26 protein-coding genes are annotated in these 26,383 nt (G+C 61.2%); 9 read left to right on the top strand and 17 right to left on the bottom strand.

What is annotated here, in order from left to right; genetic code table 11:
- The first annotated feature begins 1 nt into the window (after position 1).
- Positions 2–1,540, top strand: coding sequence for an MDR family MFS transporter (locus EFR00_RS10505; protein ID WP_077992318.1), 1,539 nt, complete (start codon positions 2–4; stop codon positions 1,538–1,540).
- A gap of 385 nt (positions 1,541–1,925) precedes the next feature.
- Complete coding sequence (locus EFR00_RS10500; RefSeq protein WP_038691959.1) at positions 1,926–3,470, top strand: M48 family metalloprotease; 1,545 nt, start codon at positions 1,926–1,928, stop codon at positions 3,468–3,470.
- A gap of 101 nt (positions 3,471–3,571) precedes the next feature.
- Here EFR00_RS10500 and EFR00_RS10495 read toward each other — a convergent pair whose 3' ends face one another.
- The 5 genes from EFR00_RS10495 to EFR00_RS10475 all read right to left on the bottom strand — a co-directional run bounded on the left by EFR00_RS10495 (position 3,572) and on the right by EFR00_RS10475 (position 9,906).
- Complete coding sequence (locus EFR00_RS10495; RefSeq protein WP_038692797.1) at positions 3,572–4,435, bottom strand: RNA polymerase factor sigma-32; 864 nt, start codon at positions 4,433–4,435, stop codon at positions 3,572–3,574.
- Between the two features lie 378 nt (positions 4,436–4,813).
- Positions 4,814–5,386: a CarD family transcriptional regulator gene (locus tag EFR00_RS10490; RefSeq protein WP_011427211.1), complete on the bottom strand. Its 573-nt coding sequence runs from the start codon at positions 5,384–5,386 to the stop codon at positions 4,814–4,816.
- Positions 5,387–5,779: 393 nt separating this feature from the next.
- Positions 5,780–6,118, bottom strand: coding sequence for a ferredoxin FdxA (gene fdxA, locus EFR00_RS10485; protein WP_038692796.1), 339 nt, complete (start codon positions 6,116–6,118; stop codon positions 5,780–5,782).
- Positions 6,119–6,310: 192 nt separating this feature from the next.
- The gene (locus tag EFR00_RS10480) at positions 6,311–6,715 is read right to left on the bottom strand and encodes an RNA-binding S4 domain-containing protein (protein WP_039622800.1); all 405 of its coding nucleotides are present in this window, start codon (positions 6,713–6,715) and stop codon (positions 6,311–6,313) included.
- Positions 6,716–6,717: 2 nt separating this feature from the next.
- Entirely contained in the window at positions 6,718–9,906 is a 3,189-nt protein-coding gene (locus tag EFR00_RS10475; RefSeq protein WP_077992316.1) for a helicase-related protein, read from the bottom strand.
- Between the two features lie 806 nt (positions 9,907–10,712).
- Here EFR00_RS10475 and EFR00_RS10470 point away from each other — a divergent pair.
- Together EFR00_RS10470 and EFR00_RS10465 are read left to right on the top strand one after the other, a co-directional pair.
- A complete protein-coding gene (locus tag EFR00_RS10470) occupies positions 10,713–10,868 on the top strand; it encodes a DUF3309 family protein (protein ID WP_009991901.1) in 156 nt (51 codons plus the stop codon).
- A gap of 26 nt (positions 10,869–10,894) precedes the next feature.
- Positions 10,895–11,155 carry a YMGG-like glycine zipper-containing protein gene (locus EFR00_RS10465; protein ID WP_009991900.1) on the top strand — a complete coding sequence of 87 codons (261 nt, stop codon included), beginning with the start codon at positions 10,895–10,897 and terminating at the stop codon, positions 11,153–11,155.
- 177 nt (positions 11,156–11,332) lie between these two features.
- On the opposite strand, the gene phbB is transcribed toward EFR00_RS10465, so the two are convergent.
- Both phbB and EFR00_RS10455 read right to left on the bottom strand, forming a co-directional pair.
- A complete protein-coding gene (phbB, locus tag EFR00_RS10460; RefSeq protein ID WP_009991898.1) occupies positions 11,333–12,058 on the bottom strand; it encodes a beta-ketoacyl-ACP reductase in 726 nt (241 codons plus the stop codon).
- 70 nt (positions 12,059–12,128) lie between these two features.
- On the bottom strand, positions 12,129–13,310 hold the full coding sequence (locus tag EFR00_RS10455) for an acetyl-CoA C-acetyltransferase (protein WP_077992314.1): 1,182 nt from the start codon (positions 13,308–13,310) through the stop codon (positions 12,129–12,131).
- Positions 13,311–13,550: 240 nt separating this feature from the next.
- Between EFR00_RS10455 and phaR the strand changes: the two genes are divergently transcribed.
- Positions 13,551–14,126 (top strand): polyhydroxyalkanoate synthesis repressor PhaR, encoded by a 576-nt coding sequence (gene phaR, locus EFR00_RS10450; RefSeq protein ID WP_009993948.1) that lies wholly within the window; start codon positions 13,551–13,553, stop codon positions 14,124–14,126.
- On the opposite strand, the gene EFR00_RS10445 is transcribed toward phaR, so the two are convergent.
- The 5 genes from EFR00_RS10445 to mtgA form a co-directional block, all read right to left on the bottom strand.
- Positions 14,121–14,528: a hypothetical protein gene (locus EFR00_RS10445; RefSeq protein WP_009993947.1), complete on the bottom strand. Its 408-nt coding sequence runs from the start codon at positions 14,526–14,528 to the stop codon at positions 14,121–14,123. The genes phaR and EFR00_RS10445 overlap by 6 nt on opposite strands.
- Before the next feature lie 162 nt (positions 14,529–14,690).
- Positions 14,691–14,876, bottom strand: a complete 186-nt coding sequence (gene rpmF, locus EFR00_RS10440; protein WP_003543812.1) for a 50S ribosomal protein L32 — start codon at positions 14,874–14,876, stop codon at positions 14,691–14,693.
- Between the two features lie 155 nt (positions 14,877–15,031).
- Positions 15,032–15,679, bottom strand: a complete 648-nt coding sequence (locus tag EFR00_RS10435) for a glutathione S-transferase family protein (RefSeq protein WP_077992312.1) — start codon at positions 15,677–15,679, stop codon at positions 15,032–15,034.
- A 13-nt stretch (positions 15,680–15,692) separates the two neighbouring features.
- Positions 15,693–16,415, bottom strand: a complete 723-nt coding sequence (locus tag EFR00_RS10430; protein ID WP_009995962.1) for a DUF1868 domain-containing protein — start codon at positions 16,413–16,415, stop codon at positions 15,693–15,695.
- Positions 16,416–16,547: 132 nt separating this feature from the next.
- Positions 16,548–17,285: a monofunctional biosynthetic peptidoglycan transglycosylase gene (mtgA, locus tag EFR00_RS10425; protein WP_038691942.1), complete on the bottom strand. Its 738-nt coding sequence runs from the start codon at positions 17,283–17,285 to the stop codon at positions 16,548–16,550.
- A 136-nt stretch (positions 17,286–17,421) separates the two neighbouring features.
- Here mtgA and EFR00_RS10420 point away from each other — a divergent pair, with 136 nt between their 5' ends.
- The gene (locus EFR00_RS10420) at positions 17,422–18,336 is read left to right on the top strand and encodes a polyprenyl synthetase family protein (RefSeq protein WP_009995966.1); all 915 of its coding nucleotides are present in this window, start codon (positions 17,422–17,424) and stop codon (positions 18,334–18,336) included.
- An 8-nt stretch (positions 18,337–18,344) separates the two neighbouring features.
- On the opposite strand, the gene hisC is transcribed toward EFR00_RS10420, so the two are convergent.
- From hisC to EFR00_RS10400, 4 genes are all read right to left on the bottom strand, one after another.
- Complete coding sequence (gene hisC / locus EFR00_RS10415) at positions 18,345–19,406, bottom strand: histidinol-phosphate transaminase (RefSeq protein WP_077992309.1); 1,062 nt, start codon at positions 19,404–19,406, stop codon at positions 18,345–18,347.
- A gap of 16 nt (positions 19,407–19,422) precedes the next feature.
- Complete coding sequence (ispG, locus tag EFR00_RS10410; RefSeq protein WP_077992307.1) at positions 19,423–20,673, bottom strand: flavodoxin-dependent (E)-4-hydroxy-3-methylbut-2-enyl-diphosphate synthase; 1,251 nt, start codon at positions 20,671–20,673, stop codon at positions 19,423–19,425.
- A gap of 199 nt (positions 20,674–20,872) precedes the next feature.
- Entirely contained in the window at positions 20,873–22,066 is a 1,194-nt protein-coding gene (locus tag EFR00_RS10405) for an MFS transporter (RefSeq protein ID WP_077992304.1), read from the bottom strand.
- 64 nt (positions 22,067–22,130) lie between these two features.
- Positions 22,131–22,907, bottom strand: coding sequence for a DeoR/GlpR family DNA-binding transcription regulator (locus tag EFR00_RS10400; RefSeq protein ID WP_077992301.1), 777 nt, complete (start codon positions 22,905–22,907; stop codon positions 22,131–22,133).
- A gap of 280 nt (positions 22,908–23,187) precedes the next feature.
- Between EFR00_RS10400 and EFR00_RS10395 the strand changes: the two genes are divergently transcribed.
- From EFR00_RS10395 to EFR00_RS10385, 3 genes are all read left to right on the top strand, one after another.
- Positions 23,188–23,961 (top strand): amino acid ABC transporter substrate-binding protein, encoded by a 774-nt coding sequence (locus tag EFR00_RS10395; protein ID WP_077992299.1) that lies wholly within the window; start codon positions 23,188–23,190, stop codon positions 23,959–23,961.
- A gap of 206 nt (positions 23,962–24,167) precedes the next feature.
- Positions 24,168–24,848: an amino acid ABC transporter permease gene (locus EFR00_RS10390; RefSeq protein WP_038691932.1), complete on the top strand. Its 681-nt coding sequence runs from the start codon at positions 24,168–24,170 to the stop codon at positions 24,846–24,848.
- Complete coding sequence (locus tag EFR00_RS10385; RefSeq protein ID WP_009994338.1) at positions 24,845–25,606, top strand: amino acid ABC transporter ATP-binding protein; 762 nt, start codon at positions 24,845–24,847, stop codon at positions 25,604–25,606. Before EFR00_RS10390 ends, EFR00_RS10385 begins: the two co-directional genes overlap by 4 nt.
- Before the next feature lie 40 nt (positions 25,607–25,646).
- On the opposite strand, the gene EFR00_RS10380 is transcribed toward EFR00_RS10385, so the two are convergent.
- Complete coding sequence (locus tag EFR00_RS10380; RefSeq protein WP_038691928.1) at positions 25,647–26,219, bottom strand: NADPH-dependent FMN reductase; 573 nt, start codon at positions 26,217–26,219, stop codon at positions 25,647–25,649.
- Positions 26,220–26,383: the final 164 nt, after the last annotated feature.

The following is a 26,383-nucleotide window of genomic DNA, read 5'->3' as shown; positions in this document are numbered from 1 at the left end:
CATGGACATGCAACTCGCGCCGTCGCCGCTGGTGACGGACCCTCGTCGCCGGCTTATCCTCTTCTTCTTCCTGATGACCGCCATGTTCATGGCGACGCTGGATAATCAGATCGTCTCCACGGCGCTGCCGACGATCGTCGGCGAATTCGGCCATCTCGAACGTTTCGGCTGGATCGGCTCGGCCTATCTTCTAGCGCTCAGCGCCGTCATGCCGCTCTATGGCAAGCTCGGCGATCTCTTCGGCCGCAAATATGTAATGATGACCGCGATCGCAATCTTCACCGTCGGCTCGGCGGTCTGCGGCCTCGCCGTCTCGATGGACACGCTGATCGCTGCCCGCGTGCTGCAGGGCCTCGGCGGTGGCGGCATCATGGTATCGATCTTCGCCGTTAACGCCGATCTGTTCGAGCCGCGCGAGCGGGCGCGCTATCAAAGCTATTCCAGCCTCGTGCTGATGGCGTCGGGCGCGATCGGTCCGGTGCTCGGCGGCACGATGAGCGATCTCTTCGGCTGGCGCTCGATCTTCCTCGTCAACGTGCCGATCGGCTTCATCGCGCTGACCGGCTTGGCCTTCATGCTGCCCTACCGCAAACCGCATCGCCGTCCCAAGATCGATTATGCCGGCGCGCTGCTGCTTGCGCTGACGACCACGAGCGTCGTGCTCGCTACCGATAGCAGCGAATTGTTCGGCGCATTGGTTTCGCCCGAGAGTATCGGCGTCGTCGCCTTCGGCATCGTTTGCGCCGTCGCCTGGGTTTTGGTCGAACGTCGCGCACCCGAGCCGATCGTGCCGCTGCAGCTCTTCCGCAATTCGACCTTCAGCCTGCTGCTGATCATCTCGATCACGGGCGGCGCCATCGCCATCGGCATGGTCAATTACTTCGCTCTCTTCCTGCAGACGACGACGGGTCTTTCGCCCTCCGCCGCCGGCCTTTTCTTTATCCTCCTCACAGGCGGCCTCGTCTGCGGATCGCTGTCGGCAGGCCGCATCATCTCCAGGACAGGACGTTACAAACCTTTCGCCATCGCAAGTCTCACCTGCAGCGCCGTCGCCTTCGCGCTGATGTCGCAGATCCAGGCCGGAACGCCGATCGCCTTCATCGGCGCGATCATGCTGCTGCACGGAATCGGCATCGGCCTTGCCCAGCAGGTTCCCGTTATCGGCGTGCAGAATGCCGCGCCCGCCCGCGACGTCGGCGCCGCAACCGGTTCGGTGACCCTATCGCGCATGGGTGGCGCTTCGATCGCCATTTCCATCTACGGCGCCGTCATCGCCTCCGGTCTCGGCAAGGCCGGCGTTCCCATTGCCGGTGTTGCCGATATCGAACAGCTGACGCCGAAGATGATGGCCGCTCTTCCCGAAGCGAGCCGCCAGGCTGTCGCCGATCTCTATGCCGCCGCCTTCTCGCCGCTGTTCATGACCTCCTGCGCCATTGCCCTGATCGGCCTTGCCGCCGCCGTGATGTTGAAGCCCGTGCAGCTGCCGCGCGCCGGCGAGATGAAGCAGCCGCAACCGGCCACGGCGGAAGCGGCGGAATAGCCGATCGCAAAATGGAAGTCGCCACATCGGGCGATCTCTCCTCAGAATCGCTATCGGTAGTTGCAAGTTTCGCGTGCTGCGGCTGTTTCCGCCGTGATTGCCTCAATCACCCCGTTCTTTTTTCGCGCCGCCGGCATATCTGCCCCTTGTGACGGAACTTTCGCCATAATTTCATCCGAGCGAAGGAGGCCTCGACGACTGAGGCATTGCCAAAATGCAACGGCGCCACATTTAAACAGAGTCTCGCTATGCAACCGATGCGGAAATCAGTTACAGCAACGACTTGTATCGGCCTAGCGTGCAGCGCGAGATCAGGGGTGCGCACCTGTTAAGTTCCCCTTGCCAAGGCCGGTCCCGATCTGCGGCAAACCGGCAAAGCAGCGACATGATGCGGAGAACCAGACTGGACAGCTTGACGACGTGGAAATCGCCCGCGCTTTCCAGTGATGCCATCTGCGCGCCGCGCCGTTTCGTGCGTCGCCTGATGCTGCTTTCAGCCATCGCAATGGCGCTGAACGGGTGTCAATCGCTGATCGAACAATCCTATCAGCCGAGCATCTCGCCGTCTTCCAATCCGCAGATCGTTGACGAGGTGCAGAAGAACGACCCGCGTGCGGCGATGGGCGCCCGCGAACATCCGCGCATCGTGGCAAGCTATGGCGGCGAATATAAGGATGCCAAGACCGAGCGTCTCGTCGCCCGGATCGCCGGCGCGCTGACGGCGGTGTCGGAAAATCCGAGTCAGTCCTACCGCATCACCATCCTGAACTCGCCTGCTATCAATGCCTTTGCGCTGCCGGGCGGTTACCTCTACGTCACCCGCGGCCTGCTCGCCCTTGCCAACGATGCTTCGGAGGTCGCCGCCGTGCTGTCACACGAAATGGGCCACGTGACGGCCAACCACGGCATCGAGCGGCAGAAGCGCGAAGAGGCGGAGGTCATCGCCAGCCGCGTCGTCGCTGAGGTGCTCTCCAGCGACATCGCCGGCAAACAGGCGCTGGCCCGCGGCAAGCTGCGGCTCGCCGCCTTTTCGCGCCAGCAGGAACTGCAGGCCGATGTCATCGGTGTGCGCATGCTCGGCGAAGCCGGCTACGATCCCTATGCCGCCGCCCGATTCCTCGATTCCATGGCGGCGTACAGCCGCTTCATGTCGGTCGACCCGGAGGCCGACCAGAGCCTCGACTTTCTCTCGAGCCACCCGAATTCCGCCCAGCGTATCGAGCTTGCCCGCACTCATGCGCGGGCCTTTGGCCAGGAGGGTTCCGTTGGCGATAAGGGCCGCGATTATTATCTCGACGGCATAGACGGCCTGCTGTACGGCGACAGCCCGGAAGAAGGCTATGTGCGCGGCCAGACTTTCCTGCATGGCGGCCTCGGCATCCGTTTCGACGTGCCACCTGAATTTCACATCGACAACAAGGTCGAGGCGGTGATGGCGACCGGCCCGAACGACATCGCCGTCCGCTTCGATGGCGTCGCCGACAACCAGAACCAGAGCCTCACCAATTATATCTCCAGCGGCTGGGTGACCGGTCTCGACCCGTCGACCATCCAGCAGATCACCATCAACGGCATGGAGGCTGCCACCGCGCGCGCCAGCGCCGACCGCTGGGATTTCGATGTCACCGTGATCCGCAACAATACGCAGATCTTCCGTTTCCTCACCGCCGTGCCGAAAGGCAGCGACGCCCTGGAGCCGACGGCCAATGTTCTGCGGGCGAGTTTCCGGCGCATGACGCCGGCGGAAACGGCCTCGCTGAAGCCGCTGCGTATCCGTGTCGTCACGGTGCGGCCGGGCGAGAACATCTCGACGCTCTCTGCCCGCATGATGGGCACCGACCGCAAGCTCGATCTGTTCAAGCTCATCAATGCCCTGCCCATGGGCGCGGCCGTTTCACCCGGCGATCGCGTCAAGATCATTGCCGAGTAAAAAAAGCCCGGCTTGCGCCGGGCCAGTCTGTGCTGCTGGAGGGAATGAGGTTTGCGGCGCGCGTCTTTTCAGACGCGCAAAGGATGCTGTATGCAGCCGGTCTATGCGTAGGCCGCCATATGCGGGTCGGCGCTCACCAGCGCGGTACGAAGTTTTTCCATCGCCCGGCTTTCGATCTGGCGCACACGCTCCTTGGAAATGCCGAGATCGGCACCGAGCTCTTCGAGCGTGGCGCCGTCTTCGGCCAGACGCCGGGCGCTGATGATCTTCATTTCGCGTTCGTTGAGATGTTTCAACGCCGAGGCGAGCCAGACGCGGCGGCGCTCGCCGTCGATCATGTTGGAAACCTGTTCGTCGGGCAGCGGATCGTCGCTGACGAGAAAATCCATCTTTTCCGCGCTCTCAGCATCGCCGGAGACGGAAGGCGCCTGCAGCGAAGCGTCGTTGCCGGAAAGCCTGGCATCCATAGTCTGAACGTCGGCAAGGCTGACGCCCAGCGCCGCGGCAATTTCCTGATGGATGGATTGGAGCGTCAGTTGTGTGTCGCCCTTGGCGAGTTTGGCGCGCAGGCGACGCAGATTGAAGAACAGCGCCTTCTGCGCTGAACTCGTGCCGCCGCGCACGATCGACCAGTTGCGCAGGATATAATCTTGGATCGACGCCCGGATCCACCAGCTCGCATAGGTCGAGAAGCGCACATCGCGTTCCGGTTCGAAACGCGCGGCCGCCTCCAGCAAGCCGACATAGCCCTCCTGTACGAGGTCGCTCATCGGCAGACCGAAATTGCGGAATTTGCCGGCCATGGAGATCACTAGGCGCATATGCGCCATCGCGATCTGGTTGCGCGCCCCGCGATCGTCATGATCCTTCCAGCGGGTGGCGAGATCGTGCTCTTCCTGGCGGGCGAGATAGGGGGCAGCCATCGCGATTTTGATCATGCGCCGATCTGCAGACATGTTCTTCATTTCGATCTCCCGAAACAGGCCTTCGCCCTCAAAATGAACAAAACAACTCACCTTCCGGAACATCGCTGTCCCGACTGAATGGGGTTCCGAATGCATGAAGGCCTCACCCCTGGACTTTTCAGGGGGAGGCCCTAATTTTCATCATGGGCCGCTAAGACGGCTGGGTTGGACCTGTTTTTTCATGTTGCCGAACGGGCAATATTGAAAAGGCATGATCCGCTCCTCACCGAACATTTGACGGAATGGCAGTTCGCCCGACGAGCCACGCTCGACGAGCAGTCCGCAATTACGTTTGATAAACGCGGCAGTCTGGAAAAAGTTCCAATAAAAAAACCCGGCACGAAGGCCGGGTTTTTTGATAAAGAAAACAAGGTCGCCTTATGCGGCTTCGTCCTGCGAATCGTCTTCTTCGATGGCCTTGCCGCGCTTCGGGCCCTTGTTGAGGTTGGTCTCGACAAGGCGGACGGCCTCGGTTTCCGACATCTTGTTGACGGCGGCGATTTCGCGCGCCATGCGGTCGAGCGCAGCCTCGTAGAGCTGGCGCTCGGAATAGGACTGCTCAGGCTGGTTTTCCGCACGATAAAGATCACGCACGACTTCAGCGATGGAAATCAGATCGCCGGAATTGATCTTGGCATCATATTCCTGCGCACGCCGGGACCACATGGTGCGCTTGACGCGCGCCTTGCCCTGCACAACCTTCAATGCACGATCGACGAAATCCGTTTCCGAAAGCTTACGCATGCCAATGCTCATCGCCTTCGCGACCGGAACCTTCAGGCGCATCTTGTCCTTCTCGAAATCGATAACGAAAAGTTCGAGCTTCATGCCGGCAACTTCTTGCTCTTCGATAGCGGTGATGGTACCGACGCCATGTGCGGGGTAGACGATCGATTCACCGGTCTTGAAGCCGTGACGTGCTGTAGAAGGCTTTTTCTGCTGAGTCGTCATTCTATTCAAAAACTCCCTGTTACGCTTCCGGCGGCGGCCGGAGCCGGGTCAGTCAGGCCCGGGTGAGACGGTCGTATCCGTCGGGTGACTTCACTCTGGTCCCATCAGGCAAAAGCAAAGACTTCTTGCGCGCGATCTTGGGATCCGGCGCTCAAAGCGTTGATATGTCACGGAAACCGCGTACGGATTGGTTTTGCTTTCGTGATGGTTTTGGGCATGCGTTATGCCACAAATGGAACAGTAGGCGAAACCTATCATAAAAATATGAGGAAATCAATAATTTGCTTCGCCTGAGTCATGCGGGCAACACACATCACCCATATCAGACACGCAGGATTTAAAACGTTTCATCGCGTAAACGCCCGAATCCGGCGGTCGAGGCGGGCAGCCGTGTTAATCGCCGGAACCGGGTTTTTCGGAGAAATATTTCTCGAACTTTCCGGTCTGGCCATCCATCTCCTTGGCCTCCGGCAGCGGGTCCTTCTTGACCGTGATATTCGGCCAGATGGTGGCATATTCGGTGTTGATCTTCAGCCACTTGTCGAGGCCCGGCTCGGTATCCGGCTTGATCGCCTCGGCGGGACATTCGGGCTCGCAGACGCCGCAATCGATGCATTCGTCGGGATGGATGACGAGGAAATTCTCGCCTTCATAGAAGCAGTCGACGGGGCAGACTTCCACGCAGTCGGTGTATTTGCACTTGATGCAATTGTCGGTCACGACATAGGTCATGAAGAACTCCAGGATTTCCATGCGGATGGGGCCGGGCAACCTGGAACGTCGCGCCTATCCCCGTGCCGGACGAAGCGTGGACAGGCTTGGGAGGCAAGCACGCTTCCGGCAGGTTGTCAGTGACGTATCGGCTTTATCGCCGGAATTCAAGGATAAACGATCTGCAAAAGCCGCCGCCGCAGACAGAGTTTTCTAATCCTCGTCCGACATCAGCCTGTCGATCGCGCGTCTTTCCTTTTTGGTCGGACGGCCGGTCCCGGTCGCCCGGATCGCCTGCTCGTAGGGGGTGAGGCGTTTTGTCTCATCCGGCGGCGGCGATTGGTCATCATAGAGCAGGCGGGCCTCCTCGTAGGGGCCCCGCCGCTCGCCGGCGAGACGCACGATCAGCACGACGTCACGCCGTTCCAGCGTCAACTCAATGCGGTCGCCCGGCTTGACCATCTGACTCGGCTGGCTGCAGCGCTCGCCGTTGATGCGCACGTGCCCCGACTGGACATGGCTCTGCGCCAGCGAACGCGACTTCACCATGCGCGTGAAGAACAGCCACTTGTCGATGCGCTGGCGCGAACCGCTTACCGGCTGTGTCTCCCCGCCCATGACTACTTCTTCATCTGTTCCTTGAGAGCGGCGAGCTTGGCGAAGGGCGAATCCGGATCGATCGGCTTCTCCTTGCGTGGCGGCTTGGCCTCGAAGCGCAGCGGCTGTGCGCCGCGATTGTTGTTGCGATCGTTCCGGTCATTGCGTTCGCCGCGATCCTTGCGATCACCACGGTCCTGCCGGTCGCCGCGCGGCTGGTCCTTGCGCTCGCCGCCCCTGGCCTGCTGCGGCCGGCCATCGCGACCGCCGTCCTTGCCACGGTTGTTGCGGTTGTTGTCGCGTCCGTCGCCGCCGCGATTGCCCTCGCCGCCTTCGCCGCCGGGGCGGCGATTGCGCTCGCCGCGATCCTGGTTCTGGCCTCGATCGTGGCCCTGGCCACCGCGGCGTTCGCCATGGCCGCCACGCGCCTGGCGATGATTATCGTTGCGGCCACCGAGGCGCCACAGAAGAACCGGCTTCGGTTCCGCCGGTTCGCCGGTCTCCCCGGAATCAGCGGCTGTTTCCCCGGCGGCCGGAACCTCTGCCGAGGCTTCGTTCGCGGGGTTGCTTTGAAGTGCCTCTGCCGCGGGGGCGTCGGTTGCGGCCGACTCGGCTGGGGATGGCTCGGAAACAGCCTCGTCTGGCGCCGCGTCGGCGTCGTCGTGATCAGCCTTTTCCACCGTTTCTTCCGCAGATGCCTCCACGGAGGCTGCGGGCGCCGAAGCGGCGTCCTGCGCGGCAAGATGAGCCGACGCCTCTTCCGCCTTCACGGCATCGGCGCGATAGCCGAGACCCTTGAGGATTTCTTCCATGTCCTCGAGCGTCGCGCCGAGGATTGACAGCATCGCCGTCGTCGTCGTGAAGCGGCGGCCGTCATAGGCGCCCTCCGGACGATTGTTCTGACCCGGCTTCCATTGCAGCAGCGGACGGATGATATCGGCAAGCCGCTCAAGAATGTCGATGCGCACCGCACGCTTGCCGAGGAAGCGGAAACCGGCGAGCTTGTAGAACATCCGCTCATAGCTCGGATCGGTCACGACGGAAGTACGGCCGGCGGCCAACACGGGAATGAGGTCACCGTAACCCGGCTTGTCCAAACCGTCGTTCTTCAACGCCCAGAGCAGCGTGATCAGTTCGGCCGGGGCCGGCTTCAGAAGTGCCGGGACGAAGATGTGATAGGCGCCGAAACGCACGCCGTAGCGGCGCATGGAGGCGCGGGCCTCCTGATCCAGCGACTTCACCTCCTCGGTCACGTCACGACGGAAGAGCACGCCGAGATTTTCAACGAGCTGGAAGGCAAGCCCCTTGGCCAGACCCTGCAGATCCTCGGCGCGCGACAGATCGTCGAGCGGTTTCAGCACCGTGCTGATATGATGATTGACGAAGCGCTCGATGCGGGCGGCGACGTGATCGCGGGCATTGCCCGTCAACTGCTCGTCGGCCAGCAGGATCACCCGCGGGCGCATGACGTGATCGCTGCCCGAAAGCCGTGCCACCGGATCACCGAGCCAGCGGATCAACCCGTCCGAGCCTATCGCCAGATCACTGTTGCCGGCGGCATGCATCCGCGCCGCTCTGGCTTCGAATTCGAGCGCGAGCGCTTTTTGCGACGCAGCCTGAACCGCCTTGGCATCCGGTCCGTCCGTTCCCGCCACCGGCGTGAAACGGAATCCGCTCAACTGCCCTACATGATGTCCTTCAACGAAGACATCGCCATTCACACTGATTTCAGCTTCCAGCATCGCATTCTCTCTCAGGCGCTTCATGAGCACAGATGTCCTGCGATCAACAAAGCGTTTCGTCAACCTTTCATGTAACGCATCGGACAATCGATCTTCGATTTCCCGCGTCTTTTCCTGCCAATGTGTCGGATCGGTCAGCCAGCCGGGCCGATTCGACACATAGGTCCAGGTTCTTATCTGCGCGATTCGCGCCGAAAGCGTGTCAATTTCCCCATCTGTCCGATCGGAGCGATGAACCTGCTCCGCAAGGAATTGCTCATTCACCGTGCCATAGCGGACGAGATCGGAAAAGAGGGTCGCGATCAGATCGGCATGTTGTGCCGGAGTGATACGCCTGTAGTCGGGAAGTGCGCAAGCCTCCCAGAGTTTTTCGACGCGGCCCGGCCGGTCGGCGAGATCGATGACTTCGGGATAGCGCGACAGCTGCTCCAGCGCCTGCTGGTCGACCGCGGGCAGCGCCCGCGTCAGTCCGGCGACGCGCGGCCCCGCTTCGAGGCTGGCGCGCAGCGACTGGATCGAGGAGAAGTCCATCTCGGTCGTGCGCCACTGCAGGACTTTGACATTGTCGAATTCATGGCCTTCGATGCGCTGGACCAGCTCCTCGTCGAAGGGCGAGACCTGGCCGGTGACGCCGAAGGTGCCGTCGCGCACGTGCCGCCCGGCGCGGCCGGCGATCTGGCCGAGTTCACCCGGATTGAGGTTGCGGAACTGGTAGCCGTCGAATTTTCTGTCCTGGGCGAAAGCGACGTGATCGACATCGAGATTGAGGCCCATGCCGATTGCGTCGGTCGCCACCAGATATTCGACGTCGCCCGCCTGATAAAGCGCGACCTGCGCATTGCGAGTGCGCGGGCTGAGCGCGCCCAGCACGACCGCCGCGCCGCCACGCTGCCGGCGGATGAGCTCGGCGATGGCATAGACCTCGTCGGCCGAAAAAGCGACGATGGCGGAGCGCTGCGGCAGCCGGGTAATCTTCTTCTGCCCGGCATAGAAAAGATGCGAAAGCCGCGGCCGCTCGACGATGGTGATACCGGGCAGCAGCTGCTGCAGGATCGGCCGCATCGTTGCCGCGCCGAGCAGCAGCGTTTCCTCGCGGCCGCGAAGGTGCAGGATACGGTCGGTGAAGATATGGCCGCGCTCGAGATCGCCGGCGAGCTGCACCTCGTCGATTGCGACGAAGGCGGCCTTGGTGTCGCGCGGCATCGCTTCGACGGTACAGACCGAAAAACGTGCATTGGCCGGCGAAATCTTTTCCTCACCGGTGACCAGCGCCACGTTCTGCACACCGACCTTCTCCACCACCCGCGTATAGACCTCGCGCGCCAGCAGCCGCAGCGGCAGGCCGATCACGCCGGTCCCGTGTGCGACCATGCGCTCGATGGCATAGTGGGTCTTGCCGGTATTGGTTGGTCCGAGCATCGCGGTCACACCGCGCCCGCTCAGAATCATCGGCTGCGAAGTCAGAGTCATATTCCATGCAAATGAGGCAGGCGGCCCCAGGAAAACTGTCACCTCTCGACGGAGGCACAGAACACATGGACAGCTGTCGCCGCAAACGCAAGGGCAGATTTTAAAATGCTTCGGCGATTACGACCTTTGCGAGTCATCGGGAACGCCTGCATTTCCGATTCGGAACAGCCTGAGAACGAATCAGCGACGAATCGCTGACTCCCGCTGATTCAGCTTTTGTTCACGGCTAAGTATTGATTTTGAATCACTTTTTCCCACTAAATGCTGAATCACGAGACTCTGCCCTGTTCGCATTTGTTTCGCCTTCCGGCGATCTGCCGCCCCGCTTTTTGCCGCGCGAAATTCCACCCCAATTAATTTCTCGACCAAATCCGGAACGAATCGGAGACGAATCGCCGACCGGACCGCTTTCACCTTTCGTTCACGGCAAGATCCGGTAGCGCCGCCGTCACCCGTCGCTAGATTAGGCAAGCGACAGATCCTCATGTCCGACCGTTCCGGACAGGCGTTAACCTTTCGACGACGAAATTTACACAGCGTTAAGCCGGAACCGCTTGCCGCGATCGGGTCGATCGAAAACGGAACGAATCACCGACGAATCGGCGACATTGCGAGCTTCTCGATTTGTTCACCGCAACATATTGTATGCAAACGACTTTTTAACCATACCAACAATTTGGCAGGGAAGACGGATCGCAAACCATGAATCGGGACGCATCACAATTCGCGGGCGCAACCGGGAACAAAAATCGCCAATGCGTGTTTCTTGTCCATTCAGATTGCGGATGAAATGAAGGAAACACACCATGCTTGGCACGATACTTCTGGTTATCCTCATTCTGCTCTTGATCGGAGCCTTGCCGAATTGGGGTTATAGCCGTGGCTGGGGCTATGGACCTGCCGGCGGTTTGGGGCTAGTTCTCGTCATTATCATTATCCTTGTACTAATGGGCCGCATCTAAAGCCCGACAACCTGGGGAGTTACGACATGATGAAGAAGATTGTTCTTATTGGCGCGCTCGTAGGCGCTCTCGCATCCTGCACGGCGACCGAGCAGGGCACGGCGATCGGCGCCGGCACCGGCGCGGTCATCGGCGGCGCCGTTACCAACAGCTGGGGTGGTGCCGCTGTCGGCGCCGTTGCAGGCGGCCTGACCGGCGCCCTGATCGGCCAGTCGGTCGAACGCCGCGGCTACTGCATCTATCGCGACCGCTACGGCCGCCGCTACGAGGCCCGTTGCCGCTACTGACCGGGAAACTCATATCGGACTTCCCAACGGGCGCTTCGGCGCCCGTTTTTCTTTGCCGGCCGCAGCCGTCAGCGCCAACAGTGGCATGCGGACAGAAAAGGAGCGCATCCAGCCGGATGCGCTCCTTTTTCAATCCACGTGATCATTTCGAAATCGATTCCGATCTCGGAGAATGAGCTAGACGAAGAACTGCCCGCCATTGGCCGTCAGCGTCGAACCGGTGATGAAGCCGGCATCATCGGAGACGAGGAAGGTGACGCAACGCGCGATCTCTTCCGGCTCGCCGAGACGACCGACGGGTATCTGGGGAATGATGCGCTCGTTCAGCACTTTCTCCGGCACGGCAAGCACCATTTCCGTTCCGATGTAACCGGGGCAGATGGCGTTGACTGTGATGTTTTTCGCTGCCCCTTCCTGGGCAAGCGCCTTGGTGAAGCCAAGATCGCCGGCCTTGGCGGCCGAATAGTTCGCCTGGCCCATCTGGCCCTTCTGGCCGTTGATCGAGGAGATATTGACGATGCGCCCGAAGCTGCGGTCGCGCATTCCGGTCCAGACCTGATGCGTCATGTTGAACAGGCCGGTGAGATTGGTATTGATCACCTCGTGCCACTGCTGCGGCGTCATCTTGTGGAACATTGCATCGCGGGTGATGCCGGCATTGTTGACGAGAATCTCGACCGGGCCGATCTCGCTTTCAACCGTAGCGATCCCTTCACCGCAGGCAGCATAGTCCGAAACGTCCCACTTGAATACGGCGACGCCGGTGACCTCGTGGAAGGCTCTGGCCTTCTCCTCATTGCCGGCATAAGTCGCCGCAACCCTGTAGCCGGCGTTTTTCAGCGCCATGGATATGGCTGCGCCGATGCCGCGTGTACCTCCGGTGACCAGAGCCACTCTGCTCATGTTCCGCTCCCCTTGTGTTTTCGCCCGCGCGGGGCGGGGTTTCAATCAATGACGATCGTATGGTGTGCTATTAAAATGCCTCGAAGCACATGGCGACACCCATGCCGCCGCCGATGCAAAGCGTAGCCAGGCCCTTCTTGGCGCCGCGGCGCTTCATTTCGAACAGCAGCGTGTTGAGAACGCGCGCGCCGGAAGCGCCGATCGGATGGCCGATGGCAATCGCCCCGCCATTGACGTTGACGATGGCAGGATCCCAACCCAGATCCTTGGTGACGGCGCAGGCTTGTGCCGCGAAAGCCTCGTTGGCTTCGACGAGATCGAGATCGCCGACCGACCAGCCGGCCTTTTCCAGCGCCTTGCGGGACGCCGGGATCGGGCCGGTGCCCATGATTGAAGGATCGACGCCCGCCGTTGCCCAGGAAACGATGCGGGCGAGCGGCTGGATGCCGCGGCGGACCGCTTCCGCTTCGCTCATCAACACCGCTGCGGCAGCGCCGTCATTGAGGCCGGAGGCATTCGCAGCGGTCACCGTGCCGTCCTTGTCGAAGGCCGGCCGCAGCTTGCCCATCGCCTCCAGCGTCGCGCCGTGGCGGATATATTCGTCGGCATCGACGGTAACGTCGCCCTTACGCGTCTGGATGACATAGGGGATGATCTCGTCGGCAAAGCGGCCGGCTTTCTGGGCGGCCTCCGCCTTGTTCTGCGAAGCGACGGCGAACTGATCCTGTTCGTCACGCGAAAGCTGCCATTGACGCGCAATATTCTCGGCCGTGATGCCCATGTGATAACCATGGAAGGCATCGGTCAGGCCGTCCTTGATCATTGTGTCGACCATCTTCGTGTCGCCCATCTTGACGCCGCCGCGCAAATGCACGGCATGCGGCGCCATCGACATGGATTCCTGACCGCCGGCAACGATGATCTTGGCATCGCCGGTGGCAATCTGCTGCATGCCGAGCGCGACGGCGCGCAGGCCCGAGCCGCACAGTTGGTTGACGCCCCAAGCCGTCGCTTCCTTCGGAATACCGGCCTTGATCGCCGCCTGGCGGGCCGGGTTCTGGCCTTCACCCGCGGCCAGCACCTGGCCGAGGATCACCTCATCGACTTCGCCGGCATCGACGCCGGCGCGTGCGAGCGCGCCCTTGATGACCGCCGCGCCGAGTTCGTGCGCGGGGACCGTTGCGTAAGCGCCGTTGAACGAACCGACGGCGGTCCGGCCTGCGCTGGCGATGACGATGGATGAATTGCTCATGGGGAGGCTCCTCGTTTTTCGTCCCACTAACATAAGGGGAAACTGGCAAAGCTTTGAGCACAAGTCAAACGCGAAGACCGGCCGCCGTCATTTTTCGGCGGGCGGGCCCGTAAAGCCAATTCGTATGATCTGTTAAAGGTTTGCCGCATCGCACAAAGAGATTGTCACCGGCCTTCTTTTGCGTTTACAGTCTGAAGTGGAGGAACATCCATAAATCAGACGGGGGTTCAGGAGACTGATATGGCGAAGAATGAGGGTCAGATAGTCATCAAGAAATACGCCAATCGCCGCCTGTACAATACAGGCACCAGCACCTATGTGACGCTGGAAGATTTGGCGGAGATGGTGAAGAAGGGCGATGATTTTATCGTCCAGGATGCAAAAAGCGGGGATGATATCACCCATTCGGTGCTGACCCAGATCATCTTCGAACAGGAATCGAAGACCGGCAACACACTGCTCCCGATCTCCTTCCTGCGTCAGCTCATCACCTATTACGGCGACCAGATGCAGATGGTCGTTCCGAGCTTTCTCGAACATTCGATGCGCGCCTTTGCCGAACAGCAGGCGCAGATGCGCGAGCAGGTGAACCGCGCCTTCGGCGAAACGCCGCTCGGCAAGAACCTGCAATTGCCAATGCAGATGGTCGAGGACCAGGTTCGCCGCAATACCGAGCTGTTTCAGCAGGCCATGCAGATGTTCTCGCCGTTCATGACGCCGCCGGCGGCCAAGGAAAGCCGCAAAGCCGAGGCCAAGGATATCGACGAGCTGAAGGAACAGCTCCGCGCCCTTCAGAACAAGCTCGATAACCTATAGGCCGATCGAGACATCCCGCCCGGCGCTTCGGATCGAAACGGCAAACCCGCCGATCACATCGATCAGAGCGATCGTCATCAGAATGAAGAATACCTGTGTCGCAGCGTCCTGGACGAGCAGAAACTCGACCAGGAAGGCGATGAACACCAGCATCGACAATATGTGGTTGATGAGGTTGCCGGGGCCGGTTCTGGTTGCCTTCAGGATTTCGAAGAAGAGAACGATGAGCGCTATGACGATGAAGAGATCGCCGAGCGCCATGCTCCAGATCGCGCCCGAGAGCATCGACAGCACAATGATATCGTGCTTCAGCACTGCAATGCCGCCATCGCCCATCAGGCCGAGCATCGCCAGATTGTAAAGAATAAACGGGATAATCATCAGCGGCATTGCGGCTATCATCGGCAAATCTCCTGGCGCCAGGAGAATACTGCGCTAAACCGCCGTCCCACTTCAAGCCGCTGCAACTATTATATTTGCCGATAACCCTGCTGCGGAGAAATACAAAAGGCCGGCATGACGCCGGCCTTGAAAACCTTCGATCGGACAAGCCGGATCGAGAAATTATGCGCTTTCCTTCGGCGTCAGAACCTGGCGGCCGCGATACATGCCAGTCTTCAGGTCAATGTGATGCGGGCGGCGCAGTTCGCCGGAATTCTTGTCTTCGACATAGGTCGGAGCCTTCAGCGCATCAGCCGAACGGCGCATGCCGCGCTTGGACGGGCTCGTTTTTCTCTTCGGTACAGCCATTTCTCTTACTCCACTTGCGGGCAAAACATTCCCACGGCCAGACTGGCGGCCGAAACGGACATGTCGCGATTTCGGAAATTTTGCGCGCTTATACATGCAAGGGGCGGCCTTGACCAGTCCCCATCAATATTTTTTGCGAGGCGATGATTCCTCGCTCAGACTTCGTCTTCCGCCACGATCCAACGCTCGGCGCGGGCCGCCTCTTCCCATTTCCGCCAGGCCGGATGCGCCTTCATCGTCGTCATATAGGCAAGCGTCTCGTCCCGATCGACGAGATCATAGATGTCGAACCGGTTGACGACAGGCGCAAACATCGCATCCGCTCCGCTGAAGGCACCGAAGAGAAAGGGTCCGCCGGATTTCTGCAGAAGGTCGCGCCAGATCGTCTCGATGCGGCGGATATCGGCGTCGACGCCATCCGGCAAGACGATCCTGGCCCTCGGCCGGCGGATATTCATCGGGCAGGCGCCGCGCAGGGCCCGGAAGCCCGACAGCATCTCCATCGAAACCGAACGGGCGAGCGCCCGCGTAGCGCGATCCCTCGGCAGAAGACCGGCTTCGGGATAAAGCTCGGCGGCATATTCGATGATCGCCAGCGATTCCCAGATCTTCAATGCGCCGTGCTGCAGCACCGGCACATTGCCGCTCGGCGAGATGGCCTTGATGTCGGGATTGCCGCCGGAATAGTCGAAGGGGATCAAGACTTCCTCGAAATCGACACCGGTGCCGGTCAGCGCTAACCAGGCCCGGAACGACCAGGAGGAATAATTCTTGTTAGCGATGTAGAGCGTCGGTCTGTCCATGGGCTTGTCCCGTTCAGGTGTCGAATTCGAAGATCAGCAGTTCGTGGAAATGGTTCATGTCCTCGAACACGCAGAATGCCGGCGGCGTCATCTCGAAAACAGCAGCCTCGCGGCGGATATCCTCTGCCACGCCGTCAAGCATTGCCTGCCAGCGCGGCAAGGCTTCGTCCTCCAGCCGTTCGATCGGATAGGCGAAGGTAATATGGAACTTGTAGTCCATGTGGTTCGGCTGGCGATAGCCGAGAAGATCGGCAAGTGCGTCGCGCCAGGCGCGCATGATCTTGCGGTCCTGCTCGGTTGCCCCATCGACGAGCAGTCCCGACGGCTGAGCGTCGACGACGGCGATCTTGAAGGGCTCGGCCATCGAAAAACCTTCGAGCCGTGCCGCCAGGAGCTCGGTCATGTCGTCGATCGGCGTATCGAGAGAGAGATCACGCGGCCAGTAATCCTGCCGGCGTCTGGTCTCGATGATACCTTCGAAAAGCGTCATGTGAAGGCTGGAGATCGGCGTGAAGAGGAACTGTTCGGCCTCGGGCATCGCCAGATATTTCTCGCGCGCTTCGATCAGCACCGTCTGCGTCCGCGACGCCTTCTCGACATGACAGACGATGGTACTGCCGGCCTCGGGCAGAAAGCCGCCGACCCTGCGATAACGGCTGCCGAGGTGAGCGGGCGGGCTCGGATTGTGCGTCTTCGAATAGAGGAGCAGTTCGGGAGAAAAGGTCGTGGCCGTCATGGTCGACTGAGGGACTCCGATTGGACTGCACCGCCCATATGGCAGAACCAAGAATGTCAGATGACGCTTGCGGCTTCTACCGCCATTCCAGCAAAAATGTGATTTGGTTTTCCCGGCTTAAGCGCAATGATCTCAATCATAGAGGCATTTGACGTAATCGCCGGAACCCTGCGCACGCCTCTCGATCACGCCGGCCAGCCGACGAAGGCCTCGTCCGGGCTTGCCGGCATTGCGGTCGATCGGGTTCGGGAGCGAGACGGCAAGCAGCGATGCCTGCCGCCGCGTCAGCTTCGAGGCCGGCACCTTGAAATGATGTTGGGCTGCCGCCTCGGCGCCGTAGATACCGGGACCCCATTCTGCGATGTTGAGATAGATTTCCATCAGCCGCCGTTTCGACAGAACGAAATCCGTGGAGACGGCCAGCGGAAGCTCCATCGCTTTGCGCACGAAGGAGCGGCTGTTCCAGAGAAAGAGGTTCTTGGCCGTCTGCATCGGGATGGTGCTGCCGCCGCGGGTTGCCTGACCTTTCAGCGTATCCTCGACCAGCATGCGCATCTCGGCCCAGTCGACGCCGCCGTGAAAACAATATTGCCCGTCCTCGGACATCATCACCGACTGCACCAGGGCCGGAGAGATCTCGTCCAGCGACACCCATCTGCGGTCATAACCGCGCAACAGCACGAGATCGCGCAGCATCAGGGTCGAGACCGGATGGATGAAGGGCAGCAGATAGAAAAAGATCAGGACGTAGGGAAGGACGATCAGAGCCAGCACGGCAAGAACGATACGCTTCAGCACAGGCCGATTTTCGAACCATCGCCGACGGGCCGGCATGTCGGCGATATCCTCTGTCTCCGGCGCTATATCCAAAATGTCCCCAGTCCACTTCGCTCCCTGTCGTTCTCATAACGCCTGTGAGGCGCTTATGCCAGAGCACATGGGAAATCTTGCAGTAGCCATCGACAATTCCGTTGCAAGCCCCCTTGCCCCATGCCAAACAGCGCCGATGGACGCGAACCGGGACACTTTCGAGACGAGGCTGAAGAACAACGCCCGCGAGATCGAGGCGCTGCTCGACGCATTGCTGTTGCCGAACGCCCTTTCCGATGAAATCGCCAGGCCCGAGACCCTGCGCAGCGCCATGCACTATGCGGTGCTGAACGGCGGCAAGCGGCTGCGTCCATTCCTGGTCGTCGAAAGTGCCGCTCTTCTCGGCGGTGATGCGAAGGCCGCCCTTCGTATCGGCGCCGCGCTCGAATGCGTGCACTGTTATTCCCTCGTGCATGACGATCTGCCGGCCATGGACGACGACGACATGCGCCGCGGCAAACCGACGGTGCACATCAAGTTCGATGAAGCCACCGCGATCCTCGCCGGCGATAGCCTGCTGACCTACGCCTTCGACATTGTCGCAGCACCGGAAACGGCGCTTCCCGATGCCAGCAAGGCATCGCTGGTGCTGGCACTTGCGCGCGCCGCCGGTCTCGGCGGCATGGCCGGCGGCCAGGCGCTCGATCTGGCGGCGGAAAAACAGGCTCAAGACGAAGCCGGCATCATCCGCTTGCAGGCGATGAAAACGGGTGCGCTGATCCGCTTTGCCTGCGAGGCCGGCGCCATCATCGCGGGAAGCCCGCAGGACGATCGCCGCCGCCTGCGCGCCTTCGGCGAAAAGATCGGCCTTGCCTTCCAGCTCGCCGACGACATTCTCGACCTGACCTCGGATGCCGCTACCATGGGCAAGGCGACCGGCAAGGATGCGGCCCGAGGCAAGGGAACGCTCGTGGCGCTGCACGGCATGGAATGGGCAGAGACCGAGCTCCGCCGGCATGTCGCCGACGCCGAGGCGCTGCTGGCTCCCTATAGCGCCCGCGCATCGACCCTCATCGCCGCGGCGCATTTCATCGCCGACCGGAAGAACTAACTGACCGATCAGGCCGCCAATATTTCCTTGAGAGCGGACACCAGACGGGCGCATTCCTCGTCTGTGCCGATGCTGATGCGCAGGAATTCCGAAATACGCGGCTTGGCGAAATGCCGGACGAGCACACCGCGCTCCCGCAGCGCGGCTTGAAGCGCGGCACCCGGCCGGCTTGCGTGTCTTGCGAAAACGAAATTCGCCTGAGACGGCAGCACTTGGAAATCCAGTGCTTCGAGTTCCCGGACAAGAGCGTGGCGGGTGGCAACAAGCTTGCTCCGGCACGTCTCGAACCACGCCTCGTCCTTGATCGCCGCCGTCGCGGCGACCTGCGCCAGACGATCGAGCGGATAGGAATTGAAGCTGTCCTTGACGCGCACCAGCGCCTCGATCAGCTCCCGCTGCCCCAACGCAAAACCGACGCGCAGACCCGCAAGCGAGCGGGATTTCGACAGAGTCTGAATGACCAGCAGATTGGGGTATTTGGAAATGAGCGGGACGGCGCTCTCTCCGCCGAAATCGACATAGGCCTCGTCGATCGCCACGACCGCATCCGGATGGGCGGCGACAAGCGCCTCTATATCGGCAAGCGGCAGGCCGATGCCAGTCGGCGCATTCGGATTGGGGATGAGGATCGCGCCGCACGGCCTGTCGTAATCCGCCAGCCGTATCCGGAACCTGTCGTCGACAGGCACTTCGATCGTTTCGACGTCGTATAGCAGGCTATAGGCTGGATAGAATGGATAGCTGACATCCGGATAGAGAAGCGGCAGCTCGTGTTTCAGCAGCGCCTGAAAGCTATGAGCGAGCACCTCGTCGGAGCCGTTGCCGACGAAGACTTCATCTGCTCCCAGACCGAAACGGACGGCGATCGCCTCGCGCAATTCCGTGGCTGCGGGATCGGGATAGAGCCGAAGACGATCGTCCGTCGCTTGCTCGATCGCCTCGATCGCTCTGGGAGACGGACCGTAGGGATTCTCGTTGGTGTTAAGCTTGATCAGGCCGGGAATACGGGGCTGCTCGCCTGCGACATAGGGCCGAAGCTTGCTGACGATGGGCGACCAGTACCGGCTCATCTAGACTCGCCGGTCTTCATTCCGCCGCCGTCCGTTGGCCGAAGCGCTTCTCGATATAATCGACGACAAGTGCTTCGAAATCAGCGGCGATATTGGGGCCGCGCAGCGTCAGCGCCTTCTTGCCGTCGATGAAAACGGGTGCTGCCGGCGTCTCGCCGGTGCCGGGAAGCGAAATGCCGATATCGGCGTGCTTGCTTTCACCCGGTCCGTTGACGATACAGCCCATGACGGCGACATTCAGCGCCTCGACGCCCGGATATTTCTCGCGCCAGACCGGCATGTTCTTGCGGATATCGTTCTGGATGTTCTGGGCCAGTTCCTGGAACACCGTCGAGGTCGTGCGCCCGCAGCCGGGACAGGCAGCGACGACCGGCACGAACTGGCGGAAGCCCATGACCTGCAGGATTTCCTGCGCCACCTGGACTTCGCGCGTGCGGTCGCCGTTGGGCTCGGGGGTCAGCGACACGCGGATCGTATCGCCGATGCCATGCTGCAGCACGAAGCCCATCGCGGCCGACGAGGCGACGATGCCCTTGCTGCCCATGCCGGCTTCGGTGAGGCCGAGATGCAGCGCGTGGTTCGAGCGCTCGGCGAGCATGGAATTGACGGCGATCAGATCCTGCACCTGACTGACCTTGGCCGAGAGGATGATACGGTTGCGCGGTAGGCCGATTTCCTCGGCAAGCGCTGCCGAAAGCAGCGCCGATTGGACGATCGCCTCGCGCGTCACCTGCCGGGCCGAAAGCGGCGAACCGGCTGCAGCATTCGCATCCATCAGCGCCGTCAGCAGGTCCTGATCGAGCGAGCCCCAGTTGACGCCGATGCGCACCGGCTTATCGTAGCGGATCGCCATCTCGATGATCTCGGCGAACTGCTTGTCCTTCTTGTCCTTGAAGCCGACATTGCCGGGATTGATGCGGTATTTCGCCAGTGCCTCGGCGCAGGCGGGATGATCGGCGAGCAGCTTGTGACCGATATAATGGAAGTCGCCGATCAGCGGCACGTCCATGCCGAGCCGCAGCAGCCGCTCGCGGATCTTCGGCACGGCGGCCGCACTCTCGTCGCGGTCGACGGTGATGCGCACCAGCTCCGAGCCTGCCCGGTGGAGCGCCGCGACCTGGGCGACGGTCGAATCGATATCGGCCGTATCGGTATTCGTCATCGATTGCACGACGATCGGCGCGCCGCCGCCGACGATGACGCCGCCGACATCGACGGCAACGGAAGCCCGGCGCGGTTTCGGATCAAAATCGGCGGCTGACAACATTGAAAGCTCTTGCACCCCTAAGCATGTCGCGCAAAAGTGCGCAGCGGTTTTGCGATAACGACATGCGTAAAACAAAGATCTAAAGCGCGGCAAGCGAATCTGAAAAGATTGCGCCGCGCTTTAGAAATGGTGCCTTTCAGGTGGATCATGACCGCTTTCTTGTCAACCGCCCCCTATATCACTTTTGTTTGGAGGCGGCTCAATGGCCGCCTCCGGAAACTCCGTCGGCATAATGGGCCAGCTTCGAAAACGCGAGAACGAACAGCAGCAGCACCGGCAGCGCCATAAAGACCACGGCAAAGCCGATATGTTCAGCAACGAAGCCGATCAGCGACGGCGCGACGAGCATGCCGGAATAACCCATCGTCGTGACGACGGAGATGCCGATGCCGGGTTTGAGGCCGGGAATATTGCCCGCCGCAGAGAAAGCGATCGGCACCATGTTGGAAATGCCGATGCCGCAAAGGGCAAAACCCAGGATGGCGATCTCGGCATCCGGCGCAAGGCCAGCAAGCAACATGCCGACGATGGCAAAAAGCGTGCAGATGCGTAGCGTTTTGACGCCTCCGAGGCGATCGCGCACCAGATCGCCGGCAAAGCGCATGGTCGCCATGGTCGCCGAAAAGGCTGCGAAACCGAGACCGGATAGGGCGACAGAAGCATCCATTTCCTGCCGGAGATAGAGCGCGCCCCAATCCAGAACCGCGCCTTCCGGCACCATGGAGAACAGCGCCATCAAGCCGAGCAGCCACGGCAGCGGCACCATCGGCAGCCGCGTCTTCTCCTTCTTGGCATCGGGATGGGGCGGATCGGCAAGGATCATCGGCCAGGCGACGGCTACGAATATCGCCGCCAGCACGGTCGCCAGCTGGGCATGGCCGAGAATGCCGAGCTTGGCGATCACGATGCCGCCGAGGCCGGAGCCGATCAAGCCACCGAGGCTCCAGAAGGCGTGGCAGGAGGACATGATGGCGCGGCGCATGGATTTTTCGACAGAGACCGCGTTGGCATTCATCGCCACATCCATGGCGCCGATGAAGCCGCCGAACAGGAAGAGCGAGACAGCCGCGGTGATCACGTTCGGGGCGAGCGTCAAAGCCAGGAGCAGCGGCAGCACGCAAACGGCGGTTGCCCGGACGACGACACGCGAACCAAGTTTGGCGATCTGCGCGCCGGCGATCGGCATCATGACCAGCGAGCCGACACCGAAGACGATGATCATAAGCCCGAGCTCGAACTTGGAGAGCCCGAGACGCTCGGCAAAATCCGGGATCTTCGGCGCCCAGCAGCCGACGACGAAGCCGTTCATGAGAAAGAGCAGGGAAACGGCCGCCCTGCTTCTGGTGATGAAGCCGCTCCTGGCTCCCCGCGGTGCACTCACATGACTGTCCATTTCTCGGTCTTTCCTCATTGCCGGTCTAAACAAGCCCGGTTTTTCTAAACTCTATGACAGCGGTTCAGTTCGTTTGCTCGGCGATGACGGTCCTGCAGCCGCGCTCGCGATAGCCGGCAAGGACGGCCGGGTCGGCATCGTGCTCGACCACCAGGCATTCGCAATGTGCCATCGGCAGGATGCCGTGGGGCGCAGCGGTGCCGAATTTCTCCGAGGTCACGGCCACCAGAACTTTTCTGCTTTTCGACGTCGCAAACCGTTTGAACTCCGCATCCTCGAAGCCGAACGCTGTGATGCCGGCCTCGAGATCGACGCCGCAGGCGCCGAGAATGCAGAGATCCGGCGATATCTGTTCCATATCCCGTAGCGCCTTGGCGCCGAGCGCCCCGCCGGTCTGCCGGTCCACCATGCCGCCGATCAGGATGACGTTGACAGCGGGCTTGTCGATCAGCACTGCGGCGATTGCCGGCGCATTGGTCGCAGCCGTCAGTTCGAGTTCGGCCGGCAAGGCATTGGCAATCGCCAGATTGGTGCTGCCGGCATCGAAGAACACCGTCAAGCCGGCGGCGATCTGATTTGCCGCGGCCTGCGCCAGTGCCTGCTTCCGGTCGGCGGCAAGGCCGATGCGCTGGGTCAGGCTTCCATATGCCGGCGCGACCGGCAAGGCGCCGCCATAGACCCGCTCGCAGAGTCCCGCCGCCGCCATCTCGCGAAGGTCGCGCCGCACCGTATCTTCGGAGACGCCGAATTCGATCGCAAGTTCCGCCGCCAGCACGCGGCCGTTCAGCCGCAGCCTCTCGGAAATCACACCTTGGCGCTCTCGCAACAGAAAATCCTGCATGTTTTTACCGGGTTGAAGGTTGAATGATATGAAACGTGCATAAACGTTTATGACTGTGCATGCAACATGCACGGTCACACGTTTTCTGACCTGTTGAAATAAAGCAGCCCGCCAACGAGGCAAAATGGCCTGGCTGCAGGCAATTCGAGGCCCAAGCGGCCGCTTGAGAAAAATATTCGCACTTGCTGCTTTTATTCGCAGTTTCCTTCGCTTCCGACGCCCTAGTTTTCTGCGAACTATGGCGCATCCGCTAACAACCCTCCCAAGGATGGATAAAACAATGAACTGGTTGAAAACCGTCGCCGCCGCTGCCCTCATTCAGGCTGCTGCCCTCCTGCCCGCCCATGCCGGCGAAAACCTTGCCGCCATCAAGTCGGCGGGCGTCTTCAAAATCGGCACCGAGGGCACCTATGCGCCCTTCACCTATCATGACGAAAGCGGCAAGCTCGTCGGCTTCGACGTCGAGATCGGCGAAGCGATCGCCGCAAAGCTCGGCGTCAAGGCCGAATTCGTCGAAGGCAAGTGGGATGGCCTGATCGCCGGCCTCGACGCCAAGCGCTACGACACCGTCATCAACCAGGTCGGCATCACCGAAGCCCGCAAGCAGAAATATGATTTCTCCGAACCTTATATCGCCTCCAAGGCCGTGCTGATCATCCGCGACGGCGACGACAGCATCAAGACCTTCGCCGATCTGAAGGGCAAGAAATCCGCCCAGTCGCTGACCAGCAACTTCGGCAAGCTCGCGACCGAAGCCGGCGCCGAACTCGTCGGCACCGACGGTTTCGACCAGTCGATCCAGCTCGTGCTGACCAAGCGCGCCGATGCGACGATCAACGACAGCCTCTCCTTCCTCGACTTCAAGAAGCACAAGCCGGACGCGCCGGTGAAGATCGCCGCTGAGCAGGAAAATGCCGATTACTCCGGCATCATCATCCGCAAGGGCGAGCCGGAACTGCTCGCCGAAATCAACAAGGCGCTCGCCGACATCAAGGCGGACGGTACGTACAAGAAGATCGCCGACAAGTATTTCGGCCAGGACGTTTCGAAGTAAGCTCGGGAAAAGTCCCCTCCCCAACCCCTCCCCACAAGGGGGAGGGGCTCCGCGGGGACCGCCTCATCTCAAAACAACCGTTTCGGCCCGCAGTTCAGCTGCTATTTCGTGCGGGGCGAGAGACTGGATAAGTCCCTCCCCCTTGTGGGGAGGGGTTGGGGAGGGGTATTCGAGATGTCACCCTAATCCACGAGAGGGAACATCCCTTGCCGCACTGGCTCCAACTGATGGCGGAATCGCTTCCCTCGCTCCTCTGGGCGGGATTGATCTTCACCATTCCCCTGACCCTGCTCTCCTTCTTCTTCGGCCTGATCCTCGGCCTTATCACCGCGATCGCCCGGCTTTTCGGCCCAGCGCCGGTTGCGGCGATCGCCCGCTTCTATGTCTGGGTTATCCGTGGCACACCGCTGCTCGTGCAACTCTTCGTCATCTTCTACGGCCTGCCGAGCATCGGCATCCTGCTCGACGCCTTTCCCGCCGCCCTCATCGGCTTCACCCTGAATATCGGCGCTTACAGCTCCGAGATCATCCGCGCCGTCATCTCCTCCGTGCCCAAGGGTCAGTGGGAAGCGGCCTATTCGATCGGCATGAGCTGGCGTCAGGCGATGAGCCGCACCATCCTGCCGCAGGCCGGCCGCGTCGCCGTACCGCCGTTGTCGAACACTTTCATCTCGCTGGTGAAGGACACGTCGCTTGCCGCCGCCATCACCGTGCCGGAGCTCTTCCAGGCCGCGCAGCGCATCGTCGCCACCACCTATGAGCCACTGATCCTCTATATCGAGGCGGCGCTGATCTATCTTGTCCTGAGCTCCATCCTCTCGCAGCTGCAGGTGCGGCTGGAACGCCGCTTCGCGCGTTACGGCGGCATGCTGGAGGCAAATGCATGATCGAGCTTTCCAACATCGAAAAGCGCTTCGGCGACGCCATCATCCTGAAGGACATCAGCATTCGCATTCCCGAAGGCAGCGTCACCGCGCTGGTCGGGCCCTCAGGCGGCGGCAAAAGCACGCTGCTGCGCTGTATCAACCTGCTCGAAATCCCGACATCAGGTGCAATCCGTCTCGGCGAGGCAGAGCTTTCCTTCGCGCCCGGCAAACGCGTCGGCTGGCAGGCGATTCAGAAAATCCGCCGCCAGACCGGCATGGTCTTCCAGAACTTCCAGCTCTTCCCGCATCAAACCGCGATCGAAAATGTCATGGAAGGTCTGGTCACGGTGCTGAAATGGCCGAAGGAGAAAGCCCGCGAACGCGCCACGGAACTCCTGACCAAGGTGGACATGGCACACAAGGCCGATGCCTGGCCCTCGACATTATCGGGCGGCCAGCAACAGCGCGTGGCGATCGCCCGGGCGCTGGCGCCGTCGCCGCGCGTGCTTCTGTGTGACGAGCCGACCTCGGCGCTCGATCCGGAACTTTCGGCGGAAGTGGTCGATGTGCTGGGCCAGCTGGCCCGGGAAGGCACGACCATGGTGATGGCGACCCATGATCTGCGCCTCGCCTCCAAGATCGCCAATGACGTCGTCTTCCTGGAAGCCGGCAGCGTGGTGGAAACGGGCAGCGCCAGAGCGATCTTCACCGCGCCTGAGCGCGAACGCACCAAGCGCTTCATCTCGACGATCAACGCGGCGCATACCTACGATATTTAAAACGGTGCCGGGCTGTCGCCCGGCACCGCCGGCATTTCGATCAAGCCGCCGTGACGACGGCGCGCGCGGCCTTCAAGGCGTTGCCCCACCAGGTCAGCTGGTCGAGCATGTTCTTGGCGGCTTCGTTGAGATGGGCGTAGTCCCCAAGCTGCTTGCCCTCCTTGAGAACGGCAAGATATTCGCTGAAGGCAATGTGAACGCCGGTCTTGACCGAAGCCGCGCTCATTTCGACGAAGATCAGGCGAAGCTGCTCGACGGCGCGCGCACCGCCAACGCCGCCATAGCCCACGAAGCCGACCGGCTTCTGGATGAACTCGCCGAGATCGATCGCGTTTTTCAGAACCCCCGTCGGCGCATGATTGTACTCGGCGACGGTGAAAATGAAGCCGTCGAATTCGCGCAGCTTCTTCTTCCAACGTTCGGCGGCTTCGCTTTCCGCCGTCGTTGCGCGCTCTTCGCCGAAGAAATGCATGGGATAGTCGAGAAGATCGAGAACCTCGACTTCGAGATCGGAGCGCTGGCCGACGAGCCCGGCGATCCACTTGGCCGGATGTTCTGCAAAACGGCCAATACGCGTGCTGCCGACGATGACGGCAATCTTCAACTTGTTCATGGAGAGGATTTCCTGGTTGGTCTTGGGGCGGATAATACGACCTGAAGTCTATGAGAAAGCCTCCTCACCGGGCAAGGCGAGGAGGCCGTAAACGCTTCGAAAAATCAGCTTTCCGACAGCTTGATCACACACAATCGGGTGATTGGCCGAAGCCTCCGGCAGCT

Origin of the sequence: Rhizobium sophoriradicis (assembly GCF_003939025.1) — a bacterium.
Classification (GTDB): Bacteria; Pseudomonadota; Alphaproteobacteria; order Rhizobiales; family Rhizobiaceae; genus Rhizobium; species Rhizobium sophoriradicis.
This window is presented reverse-complemented; position numbering and strand designations above follow the sequence as displayed.